This window comes from Algibacter ulvanivorans, assembly GCF_048381495.1.
Classification (GTDB): Bacteria; Bacteroidota; Bacteroidia; order Flavobacteriales; family Flavobacteriaceae; genus Algibacter_B; species Algibacter_B ulvanivorans.
This window is the reverse complement of the sequence record NZ_JBLWGD010000001.1, coordinates 485,190-505,487: the sequence shown is the minus strand read 5'-3', so window position 1 is coordinate 505,487 and position 20,298 is coordinate 485,190. Positions and strand designations below refer to the sequence as shown.

Below are 20,298 nucleotides of genomic sequence, written 5' to 3'. Positions count from 1 at the left end.
GTATTTATTAAAAATGGAATTTTACATAAAAACATATTACTTAAAGCTAAAAGTATTTATATAAGGGGTTACACCCCATAAAGCGTGTTATTTACCAAAAAGAACGTTGCCTTTTGTTAAACACTATAAAACGGATAAGTATATTTTAAAGAGTTGCCTTTTAATTAAAAAAGACAACTCTTCGAGCTTAAACTAAACAAACTCTATTCTATACTAATTGATTTCTGAATTTGATTGAATTTCAGACAATGGTATTGGTAAATAAGCATGTGTTGTAGCATCAAAATTACTTCTTCCTGCTGCCTGCATAGCTGAATCTAACATACCCCATCTTCTTAAATCAAAAAATCTAACCGATTCTAATGTTAACTCCATAGTTCTTTCATGAATAATTTGAGTTTTAACATCGGCTTGAGCAGTTACTGTTATTGGAGGCATATCTCCATGTACATCTCTAACTTCGTTTATTATATCTATAGCTTGCGGTGTTCCGCCAGTTTCGTTTAAAGCTTCGGCATACATTAATAGAACATCGGCATAACGCATTAATACAACATTAACACCAACATAACCATTATTCCAAACATAATTAGGTAGCCATTTTCTAAAATAAGCTGCATTATCGTTTGTATTACCGTAAGTATCGGTCATTAAAATATCCCATGTACCCCCTTGCATTTCGTTAGTATTAGTATCGTTATAAAATGGGTCTTTAAAATAAAGCGACCCATACAATCTATTATCATACAAACCACTTCCTGCCACCATACCTTCGCTTTTCATTGTGTTTACAAGGTTCATGCTAGCTGCTATACCACCCCAGCCACCAATAGACCAATCTCCTACAAAGGCATGTAATCGTGTTGCGTTCCAGGAAGTAGCATCGCCACTTTTAAACTGCAATTCGAAAACAGACTCTGAGTTATTTTCATTTTCACCATTAAACAGGCTTAAAAAATCGGGTTCTAAGGCATAAGTACCTACAGTTCCGTCTACAATTTGTTTAAAAGCTGCTACTGCGTTTTCAAAATCTGTAGTTTCGGCAGAAGTATCGTCTCCTGCTTTATACATATAAGCTTTTCCTAAATATGCTAGAGCAGCACCTTTTGTTGCTCTTCCTGGCTCTGTATTATCAACCGTTTGTAACATATTTGCAGCTTGTTTAAAATCGTTAATAACAGTTTCCCATGCTTCTGGTCTAGTTGATAATGGTTTATCTAAAGTTTCATTAGAAATTAGCTCTGTTCTAACAATAATTTGTTCGTAAAACGTTAACAATTTAAAATGATAATAGGCTCTTAAAAAGGTAGCTTCTCCTAATATTTGTTGTTTTTCTGCATCGGATATTTGTTCCGATGTCATTTCACCAACTTTTGTAAGTACTTGGTTAGAAAAGTTTAATCCTTTATAATTGGTGGTCCATATTACATCTAAAAATGTATGTCCGTTAGTATAGTTAAAATTAAAGATAGACATCCAATGCGCGTAATTAGATGCATCGGGACCTGGCAAAGCATAATCAGATCTAAAATACTCAACAACAGATCTTCCTTCTTGCCACCCGTCCCAAAAATTACTTCTTGACTCTAACTCTGAATAAGCTGCCACTAAACCAGATTGTGCATCTTCTGCATTTCTCCAAAAACTTTCGGAGGTTAATTGGTCTGGAGATGTTTGCTCTAAAAACTCGTCATCACTACACGAGGTTATAGCTGGTAATAAAAAAGAAACTACCGCTACTATCTTATATATATTTTTCATTTTCTTTTATTTAGTTATGTTAAAATTGAAGTTGTACACCAAAAATTACAGATTTATATTTTGGATACAAGTTTCTATCAATACCTCTAGACAATACGCTACCACCTACTTCTGGATCTAATCCGCTATAGTTTGTAAAGGTAAATAGGTTTTGCCCTGTCATGTAAATTCTTAGTTTATCTACGGCTAAAGTTTCTAAAACATTAGCAGGTAGAGAATACCCTAACTGTATTGTTTTAATTCTTAAATAGTCTCCATCTTCTAAAAATCTAGTAGATGCTCTGTTATTTCTATTTGGGTCTCCTAAAACGGCTCTTGGGACACTTGTATTGGTGTTTGAAGGTGTCCAAGCGTTTAAAGCTTCTTTTCTAAAATTTCTTCCAGTATCTAAACTTAATAATCTAAAATCATTACCGTTATATATTTTATTACCTCCAACACCTTGGAAAAATATATTAAAATCGAACCCTTTATAATCGGCAGATAAATTTAAACTATACTCATATTTAGGAATTGCTGTGCCTTGGTAAGTTTCGTCTTGAGAGTCTATAACATTATCGTTATTTTGATCTACAAATCTTATATCTCCGGGTGAAGCATCTGGTTGAGCTCCATGAGCATCAATCTCGGCTTGATTTTGAAAAATACCATCTGCAACTGGTAAAAAATAAGCTCCAGGCTCATACCCCACTTGAGTTTGATTTACAAAGTGATCTGATCCAAATAATAAACCAACACCATATATTTTTTGTGCATCGTTACTCAGGCTAGTAACCTCGCTATTTACTGTTGTAAAAGTTGCTTGTGCCGAATAGTTTAGGGCTCCACTTCGGTTATTATAACCTAATTCAAACTCTAAACCATTATTTTTAAATTCGCCAACATTTACTGTTGGATTGTTTACTCCACTAGATGGCGAAACCTCTTTAATTATAAGTAAATCTTCTGTGGTTGTAGCGTAATAGTTAATAGATCCTTTTAGTTTATTTCCTAACGAGGCAAAATCTACACCAAAATTTGACGAGGTATTGGTTTCCCATTGTAAATCGTCGTTCTGTAAATCTCTAGCTATACTTCCTAAATATGAGTTTTGAGGGTTTCCAAATACGTAACCACCAGAATTTTGATCTTTTCCTTGAGAGATTAACGCTATATAATCATAGTACCCTAAAGCACTATCGTTACCTGCTTGCCCCCAACTATAACGTAACTTTAAAAAATTAAAGATATCTTGGTTTTGCATAAAGTTTTCATCGGTAATTTTCCAACCCAATGCAAACGATGGAAAAACTCCATATTTATTGTTTTTACCAAATTTAGAACTACCATCTCTACGCACACTTGCTTGTAATAAATATCTATCATTAAAAGCATAATTAAGTCTACCAAATTGCGATACTAAAGCATATTCTGCATTAGTTCCAGAACCAAAGTAAGTTCCGTCGTTAAAAGCATTTAAAGTATTAAAACTAGGGTCTAATATAACTGCTGGTACTTTATTCCCATCATCATCTAATTTATACCCTTCGGCTTGAGTATATGTTTCTCTAAATGGTTCTGAAATTCTTTGATAACCTGCCAATAAATTAAATGCATGCTTTTTAACATCAAACTTATAATTAATAGTATACTCTTGATTTAATCGTCTAAACTCACTATTATACTCTGATACAAAAGCATATTCGTTTTGTGGATTATCGTCTATATCTCTTACTTTAAAAGGCGGATGAAAAGCATAAGTATAATTATTCGTATTCGCTAAAGAAAAATTGGCATTTACATTTAAGCCTTCAATAATTTCGTAATTAAAACCAATGTTTCCTAAAAAATATTTAGATTTAGTATACCCATCTATTAAAGCATCTTCTCCAACAGGGTTTCTATGGTCTGGTATATCTCCATCTCTGTAACCAAATCCTGATGGCTTAGAACTATCAAACACAGGTATTAAAGGCGATATAAAATAGGTTTCTCTAATTGAGAATTTATAATCTTCGCGCTTTGTTTCGTTATAATTTAAATTTGTAGTAATTTTTAGCTTACCTTTTGTAATTCCTACATTTGCATTTAATCCTTTTTTTGTGAATCCAGAACCTATTAAAATTCCTTTTTCATCGGCAAAACTTCCAGCAACGCTATAGTTTATGTTATCAGACGCTCCACTAACTCTAACATTTAACATGTTTAATTGACCATTTCTGTGGGTTTCATCAATCCAATTGGTATTTACATTAGGTGGGTTTTGAATGTATTGAGGTAAGCTTGCCCCTGCATTCTCATACATTTGCCTGTGTACTGTTAAATAACCGTTGGCATCTAACAGTTCCATATCATTTCTTGTGGTGTTGGTACTTAATGAGCTTTCAACATCAATTCTAACTTTACCTTTCTTACCTTTTTTTGTGGTAATAATTACTACACCGTTTGCTGCTCTTGTACCATAAATTGCACCCGATGCTGCATCTTTTAATACCTCAACAGATTCAATATCATTAGCATTTATAAAATACGGATCTGCCTGTACACCATCTACAATATAAAGAGGTTGGTTGTTTCCAAAACTTCCAATACCTCTAATAGTAATATCTGCTGCCGAGCCCGGACTTCCAGAAGACGATGTTACTGTAACACCTGCAACTCTACCCTGTAAAGCATCTACAGGGTTAGTGGTAACAACCTTGTTTAGTTCTTCACTTTTTACCGAACTTATAGCTCCTGTTACATCACTTTTCTTTTGAGTACCATATCCAACAATTACAACCTCATCTAGGCCTTCCATACTTTCTTCTAAAAAAGCATTTATAGTTGTTTGGTTGCCCACAACAATTTCTGTTTCTAAATACCCGAGGTAGCTAAATACAATGGTAGCTCCTTTATTTACCGACAATGTGTAGTTTCCATCAAAATCTGTTACTGCGCCATTAGATGTGCCTTTTTCCAACACATTAACGCCAATCATTAACTCATTGTTATTAGCATCTTTCACAACACCTTTTACATCTATTTTTTGCGCAAAAACACATCCTACAGATAAAATAAAAAATGCCAAAGACAAACAATAGTTCTTAAAGTTTCTTTGTTTCATAAAAAAATTAGTTTAAAGTTTTAGTTCGAAAACAAATCTGATAAAAAAGAAACTAAAAAAGGCAAAAACCACCTTTACACGACCTTTACATCACGCGCAAAGAGCTAAAAAACAGATAGATACACCCGGCACAACAATTAACGTATTGGTATAAAACATAAAGTCTATGCATATAAAAAAGCTTAGTTAATCATTAAAACCTAAGTGAAAAACTGTGTTTTTTAATTCACAAAAATGGTATTTTAAAAAAAACACATGCGTTAAAAAATGAAAGTTCACTATGCGTACTTAAAACAAGAAGAAAACAACGCTCTTAAAACAAAAAAAGCCGAAGATAAATCTTCGGCTTTTGTGCGGGCGGAGAGACTCGAACTCTCACACCTCGCGGCACTAGATCCTAAGTCTAGCGTATATTGCATCAAAGAAACACAAATACACTCATTTTCAATGATTTAAAGGTTTTGTGATTTTCTTTGAAGTCACATAATATCAGTTGATATCAATATTTGTTGTACCTATGTTGTACCTAAATGCAGATTATAATTTGTATATTTACAATAGTACTTTAAAAACGATATCCTGATTTGACTTTCGCAAAAACAGGTCAACGATGTCAGCAAGTGCAAAAATAGTTCTAAGAAAGAAACCCAATGCTAATGGGTTATATCCTCTTGCAATTCGCATTACAAAAAATCGACGTTCTACTTATAAACTTATCGGCCATTACATCGATATAGAATATTGGGATTCAAAAAACACTAAAGTTAAAAAGTCTCATTCTAATGCTGAAAGTCTAAACAATCTTTTAGCTTCTAAACTTTCAGAAGCTAGGAAAGGATTAATCAAACTTCAAACTAACAATAGAGATGCGTCTGCAAATCAAATAAAAAAAGAGATTTACAAACCTTCTTCAAACCTAACATTTTTTGATTTTGTTGATGAGCATTTAGAAGCACTTGAAGTTGAAGGGAAAATGAATCGTCTTTCTACAGACTCAGCTTGGGTAAGTTATATAGAAAAGTATTGCAAAGTAAGACACCTAACTTTTCAAGAAATAGACGAACGATTTCTCAAAAAATTCAAGATATATTTAAAAGGCACTTGTTCACTTACCGAAACTACAGCAATGAATGTAATGGTACTGATAAGACTATTATTTAATAGAGCAATTAAGGATAAGGTTGTTAGTAAAGAGCTTTATTCTTTTGGTCCAGGCAAATTTAAAATCAAGTTTCCAGAAACTATCAAAATCGGTCTTTCAAAGAAAGAATTAAAAACCATAGAGGGCTTAGAAAACTTATCTGACGTTGAGCGTCATTCTTTAAACGTGTGGCTATTTAGCTTTTATTTTGCTGGTATGAGAGTGGCTGATGTATTAAAAACGCGATGGTCACAAATTTATGATGGCAGACTACACTACAGGATGGGTAAAAATTCAAAATTACTTTCTCTTAAAATACCTTCAAAAATCGATAAACTTTTAGAAAAATATGTCTGCAATAGAAATAATGATAATGATTTTATATTTCCAGAATTAAAAAAGGCTAATCTTGATAATCCCAAAGACCTTTATAACAAAATTAAAACTGCTAATAAAAAGTTTAACAAAAACATGAAATCTATTGCTTTAAAAGCAGGTATTAAAAAGAAGTTGACAATGCACATCGCTAGACATACATTTGGACATATTTCGGAAGATAAAATTTCAATCAAGGCGCTTCAAAAACTTTATAGACACTCTTCTCTCTCTACTACAATTAACTACCAAGCCAACTTTATCCATAAGGAAGCGGACGATGCTTTAGAAAGTGTGATTAACTTTTAAATTACTTTTTAAGTTCTTCGGAATAATAAAAATTTGCAGGTAATCCGCCAGTATGCCAAAACAGCACATTTGTGTTTTTCTCTAACTTATTTTTTTCAAGATAATCTAACATTCCATAAAAAGCTCTACCAGAATAAACAGGGTCTAATAATATGCCTTCTTTTTGAGCCAACTGCTTTATTGCTTTCTTTTCATTTTGAGTAATTACAGCATAACCTGGTTTATCATAACCTCTAATAAGTTTTGCATCTTTAATGGAATATTCTTTTTGAATGCTTAATTCTTTTTGACCTTGATGCAAAATTTCTAGAACAGCTTCATCTAATGTTTTATCTCCCACTCCTATTTTATCAATACTAATAGGTCTTAGTTTAATATCTAATCCATATAAGTCAATACCAAGTTTAAGTCCAGCTTGTGTTCCACCCGAACTTGATGCGAAAAAAACATAATCGATTTTTAAATTTAGCTCTAAAACTTGTTGTTTTAATTCTTTGATTGCATCAACAAAACCGAATGCTCCCAATAGGTTTGAACCACCATAAGGTATCTCATAAACATTTTTTTTCTGAGTTTCTAAGTCTTGTTTTAATTTTAGTATATCCTCGCCTTTTCTATTATCTCCTGTAAAATGAATATTAGCACCCAATAAATGTGATAATAACAAATTACCTTTATAGTTTCCCGGTTCTTCTCCCCCTAAAAGCAAATGACATTCTAAACCCGCTTTAGCACAAGCTGCTGCTGTTTGTCTGCAATGATTGGATTGTTGAGCTCCAGCAGTAATAATAGTATCGTACCCTTTTTCCAATGCATCATAAATAAAGTATTGTAATTTCCTTGTTTTATTTCCACCTGAAGCTAATCCCGTGTTGTCATCTCGTTTAATAAATAAATTATAATAAGGATATTCATTAGATAGATTTTCTAATCGTTCAAGTGGTGTCGGAAAAAAACCTAAGTCGTATTTATTTAACAACATTTTGAGCTAATTTTTAATTAACACTAATATATAGTATCTTTAACTGTAATAAAAATAAAATATAAGATTTTGTATTTCAACCACTTATATACAGCCCCAAGAGCAAACATATCATTTTACACCCCAATACGAATATTCATCATCAATGCATTGGATAGTACTTTTTATGTGCATTGTAATTGGTATCATTATTATTTTTCAACTTTTAAAAATAGTCTTTAGTAAACGCAAAACTAACAAAGCTTCTTATAGTTATTTGATTTTAGCCATATTGTTTCTTCTGTATAACCTACTGAATGGTCTACTTCCAAACACATCGTTACCTAGACCTCTTTTCATACAATATATTGCCACCTATAGCATATCTATAATTATGTGTGTTTATCTAGTATGGTACTTATACCAAGAATTCAATATTATTACCCCTAATAAATTTTTTAAAATTAAAAACTTGACATTAGTACTATCTACTACTTTTATTTTACTTTTTGTAATCCCTTTTTATTATACCAAATCATTGAATTTTGCACGAAGCCTATACTTAATCATTCCAATATTTCTTTCTATAACATTCCTTATTTATTTCTTTATGACTATTAGAAAAGAAGTTAAAAGACAACGCTACTTTAAAATGGACCTGGTGTTTTTCTTGAGTATCAAAATTTTCATTTTCCTTATGAAGAAACACATATAGAACCGTGTTGATAAGTAATAATGGACAACCTATATATAACAGTTGGATAAACCATTGCATCAAAAAATAATTCATTCTGAAAAGCAGTCCTAAACACATTACAGTTAAAAGTAGATTTATTGAAAATGCATAGCGTGTCAGTTTGAACAAACTAGAAAAGACTAAGCTCATTCCTAGTAGCAACCCAATTGTAAAAGTAATACCTTGCATTTCCATATTATATTCCTATTGAGCCAGATTTAATTGCTACTTCCATGCCTCGTTTTAAATACCTCAATGTTTTTAGGGCAACTTGAACTTGATTGGTTGGAACACTCATAATTGGCACTCCATATTTTGCAAGCATTTTAAAGGCAACTGCTTTTTCGCTTGCTGGCAATCCTAATAATGTAGTAAAGTAGAGCTTGGGATTCTTGATGAAATCTTTCTTTGATTTGTATGATTCTGCATAGTTTCGTTTATATCCAAAAGTTTTATCGAACGTTTTTTCCGCCTTCTCAAAAAACGCATCTCTATCAAATCCACGTCTTACTAGTTTTCCGTGCATCTCAACTTCTGAAGCTTTGTGTTTAGATCCTGGCGATAAGCTTACAGAATCTGACATATCTTTTCTACTTACAATGATGTGAATATGACTTTGATTCCCCTCTTTTTTCATCCCTTGAACAATACGTTTTCCGTTTTGATGATGTGGTGCTTCAGATTCTAACTTTGCTATTTGGGATTTCATTTTTTTAATATTACCCTCCAACTGACCATTCTCAATTTTTCTAATATCGGTTTTTAGCTGAAGTGTTTTTGTGGCAAAAGGTTGGTTCTCTCGCACTTGTTTATCTGTGCCTTTAAAGGTTCGTTGATGTTCAATTTTGGCAAAATATTTTATGTCATCAACGGTTATCGGTTTGCCATTTATTTCTCTATTAAATGACTTTGCATAATCATTCATTATCGTTCTTGTGTACTTTTTTAAATCTTCGGAATTGTGTTGTAATTTTCTTAATTCAGATTGACTTGGACTTACGGTTATGGAATAAAATTTTGGTTCTTTCTTTTTGAGTTTTGAGGTATTTCCATCGATTTCTTTTACCACTTCTTTAGCACTAATTTCGTCTCCATATTGGTTAAAAAAATGCTCTACATTTTCTTGCTCTAAATTTTGATTTTCCTTCTCCAGATACTCCACAAAATCGGCAGAACTTTGTGAATAATTCCCTTCTAATTTTTGAGCTGTTATTGTGATATACATAATTTTATAATTGATTATTTGAGTCTAGTTTTTCTACAAACTGAACTTTCTTTTCCTTTATTTCTTTCTCCAAAATGAGCTTCTTTTCTTTGGGTTCAAACTCCATAAACAAGGATTGCAACATCGCAGTTGTAGGTTTGTTATGATGCTTTTCAATGTCCTTTATTATGGCAATTACTGCATTGATTCTTTTCTTGATTTCGCTCTCTAAAGTTTGCATATTTGGACCTAAAGTTTCGTTTGGCGAAATGCCATTTTCTTCAAAAAAATCGAGCATTAATAACAATGTCATTGATTGTGATTTTGACATTTTTTTACAAAATTTTCGAAATCTATCTGCTACAGAAACCTTAATTCCTAGCTTCTCAAATCGCTCTTTTTCAAATCCTTTATCCATTTTTTCTGAAAAAATTTGTTGTTTTTATTGGGCTCAGAGGCTTTTTTTTGAAAAAACGATGCTAAAATTTTAAAAATCAAAACAATCAATTACTGTTAAGCATTGATTTTACTAGTGTTTTTAAAAAAACTGAATATTGAAACATCGCGTCAGCGTGTTACCCTCTTGCTATTCCTTTTCGTCCAGCTCGCTGGACAAAAAAAATACCATTACATCCAAAAATGTAATGGCTTTTTTACCAATATTAATTGTAATTCGATTTTTTAAGAGTCTTATTCTTGAAGTTTAAAAGTATCTTTAATGAATGGCTCTTTTTATTGCAAAATATAAAATGAGCGCATAAAAGAAGACCTCTAAAAAATTAAAGGTCTTGAGGTTATTAAGTGTCTATTAAATATTAAAAACATAGTTATAAGAATATAGGTTCCTTATTGCTTCTTCTTCCAAAAGTGTATCATATTCTATATGATTTTCTTCGACGTATCTCTTCAAATCATTTCCAAATTTCTGCTCAACATCTTTTTTGGAAACCGAAACCAAACGTTGTTGTGTTTCGTCATCTAGATTATTATAATTTATATAAACCATAACACTAATATTCGCTTGGAAGCATTAGCGTATTATTTACAAAAAATAAACGCAATTCGTCCAATGGAAAATTGGTTACATTATATCTGTGCGTTTCAAAAATTTTATCGTTTCCATCGCTATAATTTATGATAGCTTCGCATTGCTTTTCAAACTATTCTTTTTCAGAAAGTCGCTTAAAATCTACCGTAATAAATTCACTTCTATTTGATAGACTTTTTGCAATTACTGATGCATCTGTAATGAGCCAAAAGCATTGCGCTTTGTCTGCTAAATATTTCAATCCGTCTGTAAACCGAGTTCCAATCAATGGGATTTTAAAGAACATTTCTGTACCGCAAAAATGTTGTAATTCGGCTTTTATTTTGTTACCTTTATCATTCATTGTAATTCTATTTAATAAGATTAATAATGAAAAAGAGGGCGCATCTTTCCACAGGAACGCCCTCTTTTAATTTTAGTTATTCAGAAGCGTTATCGCCTTTAATTCCTAAAAGCAAAATTTCATCTACGACCACTTCGGTAACGTATCTTTTTTCTCCCTCTTTAGTTTCATACGAGCGTGAGGTCAATTTTCCCTCTAACGCCACTTCTTTTCCTTTGCCTACATATTTTTCTACGATTTCGGCAATCTTACCCCATGCCAAAATATTGTGCCATTGGGTGTTGGTCACTTTTTCGCCTTGTGCATTTTTATAGCTTTCATTTGTAGCTATTGAAAATTTTGCAACTTTCTTGTTGTTGTCAAGGTTTGTGATTTCTGGTTCGTTTCCTACGTTGCCAATTAACTGTACTTTGTTTCTTAGAGTACTCATAATTAAAAAATTTAAAGATTAATATTGACCTAACTGAACCATTCAGAAAGGCTTTGTTATTGATTTACTTATTATATCCCGAGCGTTTTCCTTTTTTTGTTTTTTTAACTTTTGTTCCGCTTCCTTTTTATTGATTTTGTAAGATTTCATAAGATTCATTTTAGATTTACTTCCCATAGAGCCACCGCTGTTACCTTCTTTTTGTTGCGTTGTGCTGTTCAATATTCGGTTTATATAGAAATATAAAAAGTGCGAGGCACGAGCCTGATTATGCTGTCGTTCAAAGCTGAATGTTGTTGTTTTGCTGACAAAAAAAGTAAGACAGTTGTGGCTCAGGATGTGATTCTAAATCTTTTGTGAAATACAGAATCATAGGAAGTGGGACAAAACGCAAATAAATTTTTAATCCTATTTGGCGGACTTGATTCACGCTTTTTACTTGAAATGAAGTGTTCCTTTCCAGCGAAGCAGAAAGGGTTAACGAAAATGGAAAGTGAAAAGTTTGGATTAGGTCCAGGACCTTTGTTAAAGAAGCTCTTTTTCTGGAATGTAGTTTTTACGGAATGGAAGGAAATGTGCTGAATGGAATATAAAAACTGATTTCTATCTGTTAATCCAGATAAAGGATTTGGTTTTGTATAAGAATAGTTGCAGGCTTACATAAGAGGATTTTCCTGCGAAAAATCAGACTTTATAAACATGCAACTACGTTTGATTAAGCACAAAACCATAATTATTTTTAAACGGTAATGGCAACTGGCTTTTATACCAATTTATATTTTTTAATTTCTTCCAGCCATTACTCCACCATCAGTATCCCAAATTGCTCCAGTAACCCAAGATGCTTTTTCAGAAAGTAGAAATAAAATGGTATTAGAAACATCAGAAGGCATTCCATTTCTTCCAATTGGATGAAATCCATTAAATCCTACTAAAGCTTTTTCAGCCTCTTCTTTTCCGCCAAAAACTCCATGATAAACTGGTGTATTAACTACAGCTGGCGATACTGCATTAACTCTAATGTTATCTTCTGCTAACTCCATAGCTAAATGTTGAGTTAAAGAATGTAGTCCTGCTTTCTGCATTGAATAAGCAGAGGAAGGTGTTGCTTTTACGGCTTGTTTTGCCCACATTGAACCTACATTTACGATAGAACCTCCATTCGTATGTTTCATTTTGTTAGCAGCACTTTGAGTTATAAAAAAGAATCCTCTGTTTAAATCTAAATATGAGTTATAATCTTCAATTGTGTGCTCTAAAAATGGTTTTGGCCCAAAAATACCAGAAGCGTTTACTAAATAATCTAAATTATCAAATGATTCAATTTCTGTAATTAACGATTTTACTTCTTCTGTGTCAGAAATGTTTACTTTATGTTTTATCAAATTTTGCTTGTCATTTACTTTGTCAACATTTCTACCCACTATGTGAACAATCGCACCTTGTTCTAACAATGCATTAGCTGTTGTATTTCCAATTCCACTTGTTCCGCCAATTACTAAGGCTACTTTTTTTTCAAATTCTTTCATTTTACTTATCTGTTTTTAATTACTATAAAAATTATAGTTGCAAAACTATGTATAGTATTTTATCTTTGCAATAACGGTCAAAAAGGATAGTTTAATTTTTATCTGAATTATGTATAAATTTAAAGGAAGAGAATACCCTTGTTGCACAAGTTTGGCAATGGGAATAATAGGTGGAAAATGGAAGACAGTAATTTTATTTTACTTGGCAAAAGGAACATTACGTTATAATGAGTTAAGAAAAGAGATGCCTACTGTAACCGAACGAACATTGAGTTTACAGTTAAAAACTTTAGAAGAAGACGGGATAATTAAACGAAAGGTCTATACTTCAAAACCCCCGTTGAAAGTAGAGTATTCATTAACAGATTTCGGAAAAACCTTAATTCCTTTAGTCCAGTCGTTGGCAGATTGGGGTAATTTAGTAGTTGAAAAATATACTTAGCTAATTTTTACTTAAGCTGGTTGCTAACTTTCTATATGAACTATAGATATATATTATCCCAATAAAAAAGTAGCATAAAATGACTTTTATAAAAAATATAAATGCGTTGATATTAAAATCAATCGGAATTGATTTACGCTTTTTACTTGGAATGAAGTGTACCTAACGTCCCGAAGTTTCGGAAAGGAAAGGGTTAACGGAATGGAAAGTCAAAAGTGGGGATTAGGTTCAGAACCTTTGATAAAGAGGCTCTTTTTTTTTGGAATGGAAGGAAATTTGCTGAATGGCATTATAAAAAAATGCCCTTGTATGAGTAATGTCTATTATTAGAATAGCTTCTCTTGAATATCTAAAATTCCATCAGATTCTGAAACTTTATTCTTTTTCAGAATATCTTTTAGTGCTTTTCTTCGTTTGTCATAAATCCAAACTCGTAGGTTATTTAAAAGCCCTTTTTCATATTCGGAAAGTTCCTTTAATGCTATATCTTTCATAGCTTCTAACTGGTCTTTATTTTTGGATTGTTTTGCATATTGAAGCCCTAACCATGTGTAAATGTTTACCCATTAGGTATGCATTGGTGCTTCATACGTTCTTGGCATGATGTATGCCAAAGTTTCTGTAAGCGATGCCATTTTCTCTTTTGTCATCGAACATATTAATCGTGACATTTTAATTCTTCCAAGAATATCCTTTGGTATATTATCTTGCAATGCCGATTTAAAAACGATAATTGGACTCGCCAAACAATCCATCATATCAAAAACGAAATCGCTCTTATGTTTTTTAGTTCTCTTGACTGCTTTTTCTTGTGTCAATACTGGTTTTACTTTAAAACCGAAATCGAGTTGTAATACATTTAAATTTTCCATGATATCAGATTTTTTAATTTGAATAATAATTTAGAAGTGTTTGATAGTTCTGCGGATGCTTTTCTCTGTAGTAAGCCAGATGACTCTCGCCACCTTCAATAGTGTAATACTCACTACTTAATTGATAATGTGCTTCTGCTTCTTGAAGTGAAATGCTGGATGTTTGAGACTCTTGTTTCATGATGTTACAATTTTTGATTAAACAATATTTGAGCAGTACCTAAACGGAAGACAATAATTTCTGCTCAAAAGGAAACGAAATAAATGAGGTGTTGGCGAAGCGTTGGCTTTATGCCGTAGTCTTTTGATGATAATATTTTGCGAGTTTATCTTTGTACCAATATTGATATAGATATCTCTCCCCTTTTTTAGCAGAAATAAAGTATGAATCTAAAAAATGCTCTAGTTTTAAGGTACTAGAGCAACCTTTAATTATTGGATATTAAACCATTTCATATATTTCATTGAATAGTTTTTTATCCCACTTTTCTTGTTGTGAAAATGTCTTCTTCAATGTATTGTGTAACATGGAATTGAAGGCATTGTAGCCTAACCATAAATTCGGTTCCTCGTTTAGCAGTAGTGCTTCGTAGTTCAAGGTTTCAAGAACTTCACGGGATTTCTTTGAAGGCTCTTCGTTTTTATCACTACATTCATATTTGAACAGCTTAGTTTTATCCAAAATTGCTTTTACAAATTCTTTTGTGTCGATGATTTTAAAGTCTTTCATCTTTTCAAATTTCTTGACGATGGTATAAAACTCATTGTTCAGGAACTTATCGAATAAGCCATTCATTCTTGGCATAATCAATTCTGTATTATTTTTGCTATGCTTTATGGAAAACTCAATTTCTGCTTGCGAAACGTGCAGTCCATTTGAGCATACTTTTCTGTAAAAACCAAAATGTCCGGAAGTCTTCTCACTACCATCATAAGAATTTTTAAATCGTAGCATGGGTAGTATTAAATCTTCCTTGTTTTTCAATTTAAACTGATTGCTATCTTCAATGATAAAATCTATTATGAAAGACCTATCATTTCTATTAACGCTTCGTTTGTGATAGTTTAGTCCAGCATCCAAAAGTATCTGTTCCGCTTTTTTGAAGAATAATTGATTGGGAATATGGCCATAACTGTTTGATACCACATTAACGATTTTACCATTTGAGATAATGGCATTTTCAAGTCCTCTACGAGATTCCATCTGCGTGAGGCTTTTTAAGGATTTCATTTCTGAAGAAACAAAAATCTCATCTTGTTGTAAATTACTTAAATACATAATATTTGATTTTAGATTAAACAATATTTAAGCTAGAACCAAACGGAAGCTGAAATCACAGCTCAAAAGGAAACGGAATAAATAAGCGTTGGATATTGCAATGGCTTTATGCCGTAGTCTTTTGATGGGTGTATTTTACGAGTTTAACTTGCTTCACATATTGTATGAATAACTCTTTTTTTTAATAACGCTCTTGTTACTAAATATAGATTAATAAAATAAAAATCAGGTATAATTTAAAAACTAAAAACCCTCACAATTGTGAGGGTTTTTAGTTTACAAAAATACGCTTCAATAAGCTTTAATCAACCCATTTCATGCGCTGTAATCTAACAGCATTCAATATTGCTAACAATGCAACACCAACATCTGCAAAAACCGCTTCCCACATAGTTGCTAAACCACCTGCACCTAATATTAGAACAATTACTTTTACACCGAATGCTAATATGATATTTTGCCATACAATTTTGCGAGTGGAACGACTAATTTTAATAGCCCTAACTACTTTTGAAGGTTGGTCTGTTTGAATAATAACATCTGCGGTTTCTATTGCGACATCACTTCCCAATCCACCCATTGCAATTCCTACATCACTTGCTGCTAAAACTGGTGCATCATTAATGCCATCGCCTATAAAAGCAATCTTATTATTAGGGTTTTGTTTTAAAATTTCAACTTCATTTAGCTTATCTTCTGGTAACAAACCGCCTTTAGCGATTTCGATATTTAACTCGGAAGCTACTTTTTGAGTAATGGAATCCTTATCGCCAGAGAGCATCATTATATTTTTGACACCTACTTTATGTAATGCTGTAATCGTTTCTTTTGCATCCTCTTTTAATTCATCTGCAATAACCACATAGCCTGCAAATGTATTGTCTATAGATACCAAAACAATCGATTCTACAATAGTTTCTGTTTCTTCTAAAACATTAATATTATTGGCTGTCATTAGGGCTTTGTTACCAACTAAAACAGTCTTACCGTTTACGATACCTTTTAGGCCTTTACCTGCTATTTCAGATACTTCTGAAGCTTCATAATCTGTACCTTCATCTTTATATTCTAAAATGGCTTTTGCGATTGGATGTGTGGATTGTTCTTCCATCGCCATCAGGTATTTCATAAACTCTTTCTCATCCCAATTGATAGCTTCAATCTTTTTAATTTTAAAGACGCCTTTCGTAACCGTCCCTGTCTTATCCATTACCAATGTATTTATCTTGGTCATGGCATCTAAAAATGAAGCGCCTTTAAACAAAATTCCGTTTTTTGAAGCTGCTCCCAATCCCCCGAAATAACCCAACGGAATGGATATAACCAAAGCACAAGGACAAGAAATTACCAAGAAAATTAAGGCTCTGTATAACCAATCTCTAAACACATAATCATCTACAAAAAAGTATGGTAAAAATGTAACTGCAATAGCTAGAAACACAACTATTGGCGTATAAATTCGAGCAAATTGTCTAATGAATAATTCTGTTTTCGATTTACGAGCTGTTGCATTCTGCACCATATCGAGGATACGTGCAATGGAACTATCCTTAAATTCTTTGGTGGTTTCTATTTCAATAACTCCATCCATATTAATACTTCCTGCAAATACTTTTTCGCCTTTTGCAATCGTATCAGGTTTGCTTTCGCCTGTCAATGCCGCTGTATTAAATGAGCCTTTTTCGGAAAGCAGAATACCATCTAAAGGGATTTTTTCTCCAACACGGACTTGAACTTTTTCTCCAATTTCAACCGTTTCTGGGCTTACAGAAATGTAATCATTATTGCGATATACCAAAGCTTCATTAGGACGAACATCGAGCAAAGCTTTAATATTACCCTTTGCTTTATTTACTGCTGCACTCTGAAATAATTCTCCAACCGCATAGAATAACATTACTGCTACTCCTTCAGGGTATTCGCCAATCACGAATGCACCTATGGTTGCTATAGACATTAAGAAAAACTCTGTAAAAACATCTCCTTTTTTAATGCTTTTCCACCCTTCCTTTATAACAGGAAAACCTACGGGAATATATGCCATAACATACCAAAGTATGCGAATCCATCCTTTAAAATATGGGAACATATCGAAATAGTCGATTGCAATACCAATCATTAACATTACAAAACTGAAAATTGCCGGCAAATAAATATTAAACTTCCCTATGTTCTCTGAACTACTATGATTGTGACCATCGTTTTGATTGTGATCTATTTCAGAATTTGGTTTTATATCTCGTAAATTGACTTTCTTTTTTTTCATTTGGTTTCCTTACTTATTGAAATTATTTTGTTAGCAGCAGCAGTTTTTTCCTTTTTGAATTGGCGGACATGGAACCGTTCCAAAAGAACAATACACACAACAATCTCCTTCATTCGGTTTCAAAACCGTTTTACATTTCTCGCATTCGTAGAAAAACTGACAAGCGTTTGTTGGCATCTCTTCAACCTTTTTATGTTTGCAATTTGGACAAGTAATTTCTGATTTTAATATGACTTCCATTAATTCTGTTTTTTGTTAATTACTTTATAACCTGTTGCGTTAATTGCAATTTCAACTTCAGTTTCATTGGTTTTAGTTCTGTCGAACTCAACAACTGCATTTCCATTTTCGTAGGACGCTTTTGAGCTTAGAATTCCATTAAGTTTATTTACTTCGTGATTTACATGCTCTTCACAACTCGTACAAGTCATTCCGCTAATTTGAAATTTAGTTGTTTTAATGTCCGATTTGTCAACTACGACTATTTGCTTCTCTGTATTTGAGTAAAAAAATTTTGAATAAAATGGAAAAGCCAACATCACAATTGCAAAAACAGTTACTATTCCTAAAAACGCTTTTGACTGTATAAATTTCGAGTTTTCTTCAGTATCACATTCGCAGTCAATTTTCTTTTGAGGTCTTAGTTTTTGATACCAAGCAAAACCAAGAATTAAAATTGTTAACCCTATTAGATAAGGTCTAAAAGGTTCTATCCAAGAAAACATTGAAGCAATCCCGCTTGTACCTGCAATCATTGCTAAAAAAGGTGTTATACAACACAATGAAGCTGCGATTGCTGAAATTAAACTCGTCCCTATTAATTTACTTTTCATCATTATTGTACTTAATTAAAACAAAGATGAGTTAAAATACAATGCAACGGAAGTGCATTTATAATCCACTACATTTATCACAAACACCTTTTACAACCAAGTTTATGTCTTCGGAAATAAAGCCATTTGGCACTTTTATTTGTGGAATTTTATGCTCGGTAAGACAAACCGTTTCGTTGCAGTTATTACAATGAAAATGTAAGTGTAAATCGGTTTCAATATCACAGTTACAGCCTTTTTCACAAAGCGCATATTTAGTAATGCCTGTGCCATCATCTATTTGATGTACAATCGTACTTTCTTCAAATGTTTTTACTGTTCTATACAATGTAGTTCTATCTGCTTTATCAAAAGCATTTTCGATATCACTTAATGTTACTGCTACTTGTTTCTCAGCAAGAAATTTATAAATTAATAAACGCATTGCCGTAACACGTATATTTTTTGACTCTAATAATTGTTCTATGGTTTGCATAATTAATGTTCGTGTTCTGCTTCTCCTTTTTTCATTTCAGCAATTAAATAATACGCATTATTATAAGCGAATTTTGTGGCTTTATCTTGTTCTTCAGCAAATTTAACCGCTATCCAATTACCATCTTTTTCTCCTAAAAGCACTTCAACTGGCTTAAAACTCCAATCGTCATTTTCTTTTTCTACTGAAAAGACATAAAATCTATCGCCTTCTTTTATAATTGCGCTTTCTGGCAATGCATGAGTTTCTGCGTTCTCAACTTGAATTTTACCTTTAATATACATTCCTGGAATTAGATTCCCTTTTTTGTTTTCAATTTCAGCATGGACGTGTAGTGCTTTAGGATTATCTTCAAAAGTTTTGCTTACCGAATAGATTTCTGCTGTAAGATCTTCGTCTGTATTAGATTGTAAATTGAAAATCACTTTTTGACCTTTCTTTACTTTATAAACGTCTTTTTCGAACACCATTAAATCTGCATGAACGTGATGCGTGTTTACGATTTCAAAAAGTTCGGTTTGCGGTTCTACATATTGTCCTGTTTTTACTTCAACTTTTTGGACAAAGCCTTCTATTGGACTACGTAATGATATACTTTGAGCAATGGTTCCATTTCGTACTGATGACGTGTTTATGTTTAATAGTCCCAATTGAGCTTCCAATCCATTTACCATAGCTTTAGAGGCATCATATTCTGCTTCGGCTTTTTGAAAACTTGCACCAGAGCCAACTCCTGCATCATATAATTTTTGCTGACGTTCATAGTTCTTCTTTAAAAAATTACTGTTGCTAAAAGCATTTAAATAATCGGTCTGCATTTTTATAATATTAGGATGAGATAAATATGCAACCACTTGACCTTTATTAACTTTATCGCCTTCAATAACTTTTATTGATACCACATTTGCACCAACTACAGAAGTTATTGCTGCTTCGTTTTGTGGTGGTACTTCTAATGTGCCATTGGCTTCTACATAACCGCTCATATTACGCAATGCTAGGGTGTCTGTTTTCATTTTTAAGGCATCAAACTGTTGTTGTGATAGCATCACTTCTTCTTCATCACTATGAGCTTCTTCGGCTTCTGGCTTTACATCTTCATTGTGTGCATGACCATCGCCTTCTTTATGGCTTTCTTTATTTCCACAGGCAACTACTAAAAGTGAAACTGTTAGTAATGTTAAGATTATATATCGTGTGTTTTTCATT

The 20,298-nt window shown here is 32.5% G+C and carries 19 protein-coding genes and 1 pseudogene; 2 read left to right on the top strand and 18 right to left on the bottom strand.

Going from position 1 to position 20,298, the window contains the following annotated elements; genetic code table 11:
- Window positions 1-213: 213 nt before the first annotated feature.
- Window positions 214-1,761, bottom strand: a complete 1,548-nt coding sequence (locus ACNG5D_RS02420) for a RagB/SusD family nutrient uptake outer membrane protein (RefSeq protein WP_418181901.1) — start codon at window positions 1,759-1,761, stop codon at window positions 214-216.
- Between the two features lie 19 nt (window positions 1,762-1,780).
- Complete coding sequence (locus ACNG5D_RS02415) at window positions 1,781-4,846, bottom strand: SusC/RagA family TonB-linked outer membrane protein (protein ID WP_418181900.1); 3,066 nt, start codon at window positions 4,844-4,846, stop codon at window positions 1,781-1,783.
- A 610-nt stretch (window positions 4,847-5,456) separates the two neighbouring features.
- On the opposite strand from ACNG5D_RS02415, the gene ACNG5D_RS02410 reads away from it, so the two are divergent.
- Window positions 5,457-6,671: a phage integrase SAM-like domain-containing protein gene (locus tag ACNG5D_RS02410; protein ID WP_418181899.1), complete on the top strand. Its 1,215-nt coding sequence runs from the start codon at window positions 5,457-5,459 to the stop codon at window positions 6,669-6,671.
- A gap of 1 nt (window position 6,672) precedes the next feature.
- Here the strand turns inward: ACNG5D_RS02410 and ACNG5D_RS02405 are convergent, their stop codons facing one another.
- The 7 genes and pseudogenes from ACNG5D_RS02405 to ACNG5D_RS02375 all read right to left on the bottom strand — a co-directional run bounded on the left by ACNG5D_RS02405 (window position 6,673) and on the right by ACNG5D_RS02375 (window position 12,922).
- Window positions 6,673-7,653: a 1-aminocyclopropane-1-carboxylate deaminase/D-cysteine desulfhydrase gene (locus tag ACNG5D_RS02405; protein WP_418181898.1), complete on the bottom strand. Its 981-nt coding sequence runs from the start codon at window positions 7,651-7,653 to the stop codon at window positions 6,673-6,675.
- A gap of 911 nt (window positions 7,654-8,564) precedes the next feature.
- On the bottom strand, window positions 8,565-9,593 hold the full coding sequence (gene mobB, locus ACNG5D_RS02400; protein WP_418181897.1) for a MobB family relaxase: 1,029 nt from the start codon (window positions 9,591-9,593) through the stop codon (window positions 8,565-8,567).
- A 4-nt stretch (window positions 9,594-9,597) separates the two neighbouring features.
- A complete protein-coding gene (locus tag ACNG5D_RS02395) occupies window positions 9,598-9,990 on the bottom strand; it encodes a BfmA/BtgA family mobilization protein (RefSeq protein ID WP_418181896.1) in 393 nt (130 codons plus the stop codon).
- 390 nt (window positions 9,991-10,380) lie between these two features.
- Window positions 10,381-10,578: a hypothetical protein gene (locus ACNG5D_RS02390; RefSeq protein WP_418181895.1), complete on the bottom strand. Its 198-nt coding sequence runs from the start codon at window positions 10,576-10,578 to the stop codon at window positions 10,381-10,383.
- A 4-nt stretch (window positions 10,579-10,582) separates the two neighbouring features.
- Window positions 10,583-10,963 (bottom strand): annotated as a pseudogene (locus tag ACNG5D_RS02385) (DUF6876 family protein).
- 76 nt (window positions 10,964-11,039) lie between these two features.
- Window positions 11,040-11,393 carry a single-stranded DNA-binding protein gene (locus ACNG5D_RS02380; protein WP_418181894.1) on the bottom strand — a complete coding sequence of 118 codons (354 nt, stop codon included), beginning with the start codon at window positions 11,391-11,393 and terminating at the stop codon, window positions 11,040-11,042.
- A gap of 782 nt (window positions 11,394-12,175) precedes the next feature.
- Window positions 12,176-12,922, bottom strand: a complete 747-nt coding sequence (locus ACNG5D_RS02375) for an SDR family NAD(P)-dependent oxidoreductase (RefSeq protein WP_418181893.1) — start codon at window positions 12,920-12,922, stop codon at window positions 12,176-12,178.
- A 109-nt stretch (window positions 12,923-13,031) separates the two neighbouring features.
- Here ACNG5D_RS02375 and ACNG5D_RS02370 point away from each other — a divergent pair, with 109 nt between their 5' ends.
- On the top strand, window positions 13,032-13,364 hold the full coding sequence (locus ACNG5D_RS02370) for a winged helix-turn-helix transcriptional regulator (protein WP_418181892.1): 333 nt from the start codon (window positions 13,032-13,034) through the stop codon (window positions 13,362-13,364).
- A gap of 326 nt (window positions 13,365-13,690) precedes the next feature.
- On the opposite strand, the gene ACNG5D_RS02365 is transcribed toward ACNG5D_RS02370, so the two are convergent.
- The 9 genes from ACNG5D_RS02365 to ACNG5D_RS02325 all read right to left on the bottom strand — a co-directional run bounded on the left by ACNG5D_RS02365 (window position 13,691) and on the right by ACNG5D_RS02325 (window position 20,297).
- Window positions 13,691-13,858 carry a hypothetical protein gene (locus tag ACNG5D_RS02365; protein ID WP_418181891.1) on the bottom strand — a complete coding sequence of 56 codons (168 nt, stop codon included), beginning with the start codon at window positions 13,856-13,858 and terminating at the stop codon, window positions 13,691-13,693.
- Window positions 13,859-13,930: 72 nt separating this feature from the next.
- The gene (locus ACNG5D_RS02360; RefSeq protein ID WP_418181890.1) at window positions 13,931-14,236 is read right to left on the bottom strand and encodes a hypothetical protein; all 306 of its coding nucleotides are present in this window, start codon (window positions 14,234-14,236) and stop codon (window positions 13,931-13,933) included.
- 13 nt (window positions 14,237-14,249) lie between these two features.
- On the bottom strand, window positions 14,250-14,417 hold the full coding sequence (locus tag ACNG5D_RS02355; RefSeq protein WP_418181889.1) for a hypothetical protein: 168 nt from the start codon (window positions 14,415-14,417) through the stop codon (window positions 14,250-14,252).
- A 261-nt stretch (window positions 14,418-14,678) separates the two neighbouring features.
- The gene (locus tag ACNG5D_RS02350) at window positions 14,679-15,515 is read right to left on the bottom strand and encodes a DUF932 domain-containing protein (protein WP_418181888.1); all 837 of its coding nucleotides are present in this window, start codon (window positions 15,513-15,515) and stop codon (window positions 14,679-14,681) included.
- A gap of 301 nt (window positions 15,516-15,816) precedes the next feature.
- Window positions 15,817-17,781, bottom strand: coding sequence for a heavy metal translocating P-type ATPase (locus tag ACNG5D_RS02345; RefSeq protein ID WP_069831877.1), 1,965 nt, complete (start codon window positions 17,779-17,781; stop codon window positions 15,817-15,819).
- A gap of 30 nt (window positions 17,782-17,811) precedes the next feature.
- Window positions 17,812-18,021 carry a GDCCVxC domain-containing (seleno)protein gene (locus ACNG5D_RS02340; RefSeq protein WP_083253427.1) on the bottom strand — a complete coding sequence of 70 codons (210 nt, stop codon included), beginning with the start codon at window positions 18,019-18,021 and terminating at the stop codon, window positions 17,812-17,814.
- Window positions 18,021-18,614: a mercuric transport protein MerTP gene (gene merTP, locus ACNG5D_RS02335; protein WP_069832103.1), complete on the bottom strand. Its 594-nt coding sequence runs from the start codon at window positions 18,612-18,614 to the stop codon at window positions 18,021-18,023. Before merTP ends, ACNG5D_RS02340 begins: the two co-directional genes overlap by 1 nt.
- Window positions 18,615-18,672: 58 nt before the next feature.
- Window positions 18,673-19,089, bottom strand: coding sequence for a Fur family transcriptional regulator (locus tag ACNG5D_RS02330; protein ID WP_069831878.1), 417 nt, complete (start codon window positions 19,087-19,089; stop codon window positions 18,673-18,675).
- 2 nt (window positions 19,090-19,091) lie between these two features.
- Window positions 19,092-20,297 carry an efflux RND transporter periplasmic adaptor subunit gene (locus tag ACNG5D_RS02325; RefSeq protein ID WP_418181887.1) on the bottom strand — a complete coding sequence of 402 codons (1,206 nt, stop codon included), beginning with the start codon at window positions 20,295-20,297 and terminating at the stop codon, window positions 19,092-19,094.
- Window position 20,298: the final 1 nt, after the last annotated feature.

Excerpts from the sequence above, each read along its gene's own strand:
- ACNG5D_RS02380 (WP_418181894.1), bottom strand. The coding sequence starts at position 11,393 with ATGAGTACTCTAAGAAACAAAGTACAGTTAATTGGCAACGTAGGAAAC.
- ACNG5D_RS02355 (WP_418181889.1), bottom strand. The coding sequence starts at position 14,417 with ATGAAACAAGAGTCTCAAACATCCAGCATTTCACTTCAAGAAGCAGAA.
- ACNG5D_RS02415 (WP_418181900.1), bottom strand. The coding sequence starts at position 4,846 with ATGAAACAAAGAAACTTTAAGAACTATTGTTTGTCTTTGGCATTTTTT.
- ACNG5D_RS02390 (WP_418181895.1), bottom strand. The coding sequence starts at position 10,578 with ATGGTTTATATAAATTATAATAATCTAGATGACGAAACACAACAACGT.
- ACNG5D_RS02365 (WP_418181891.1), bottom strand. The coding sequence starts at position 13,858 with ATGAAAGATATAGCATTAAAGGAACTTTCCGAATATGAAAAAGGGCTT.
- ACNG5D_RS02420 (WP_418181901.1), bottom strand. The coding sequence starts at position 1,761 with ATGAAAAATATATATAAGATAGTAGCGGTAGTTTCTTTTTTATTACCA.
- ACNG5D_RS02345 (WP_069831877.1), bottom strand. The coding sequence starts at position 17,781 with ATGAAAAAAAAGAAAGTCAATTTACGAGATATAAAACCAAATTCTGAA.
- mobB (WP_418181897.1), bottom strand. The coding sequence starts at position 9,593 with ATGTATATCACAATAACAGCTCAAAAATTAGAAGGGAATTATTCACAA.
- ACNG5D_RS02375 (WP_418181893.1), bottom strand. The coding sequence starts at position 12,922 with ATGAAAGAATTTGAAAAAAAAGTAGCCTTAGTAATTGGCGGAACAAGT.
- ACNG5D_RS02395 (WP_418181896.1), bottom strand. The coding sequence starts at position 9,990 with ATGGATAAAGGATTTGAAAAAGAGCGATTTGAGAAGCTAGGAATTAAG.
- merTP (WP_069832103.1), bottom strand. The coding sequence starts at position 18,614 with ATGAAAAGTAAATTAATAGGGACGAGTTTAATTTCAGCAATCGCAGCT.
- ACNG5D_RS02410 (WP_418181899.1), top strand. The coding sequence starts at position 5,457 with ATGTCAGCAAGTGCAAAAATAGTTCTAAGAAAGAAACCCAATGCTAAT.
- ACNG5D_RS02340 (WP_083253427.1), bottom strand. The coding sequence starts at position 18,021 with ATGGAAGTCATATTAAAATCAGAAATTACTTGTCCAAATTGCAAACAT.
- ACNG5D_RS02370 (WP_418181892.1), top strand. The coding sequence starts at position 13,032 with ATGTATAAATTTAAAGGAAGAGAATACCCTTGTTGCACAAGTTTGGCA.
- ACNG5D_RS02325 (WP_418181887.1), bottom strand. The coding sequence starts at position 20,297 with ATGAAAAACACACGATATATAATCTTAACATTACTAACAGTTTCACTT.
- ACNG5D_RS02330 (WP_069831878.1), bottom strand. The coding sequence starts at position 19,089 with ATGCAAACCATAGAACAATTATTAGAGTCAAAAAATATACGTGTTACG.
- ACNG5D_RS02350 (WP_418181888.1), bottom strand. The coding sequence starts at position 15,515 with ATGTATTTAAGTAATTTACAACAAGATGAGATTTTTGTTTCTTCAGAA.
- ACNG5D_RS02405 (WP_418181898.1), bottom strand. The coding sequence starts at position 7,653 with ATGTTGTTAAATAAATACGACTTAGGTTTTTTTCCGACACCACTTGAA.
- ACNG5D_RS02360 (WP_418181890.1), bottom strand. The coding sequence starts at position 14,236 with ATGGAAAATTTAAATGTATTACAACTCGATTTCGGTTTTAAAGTAAAA.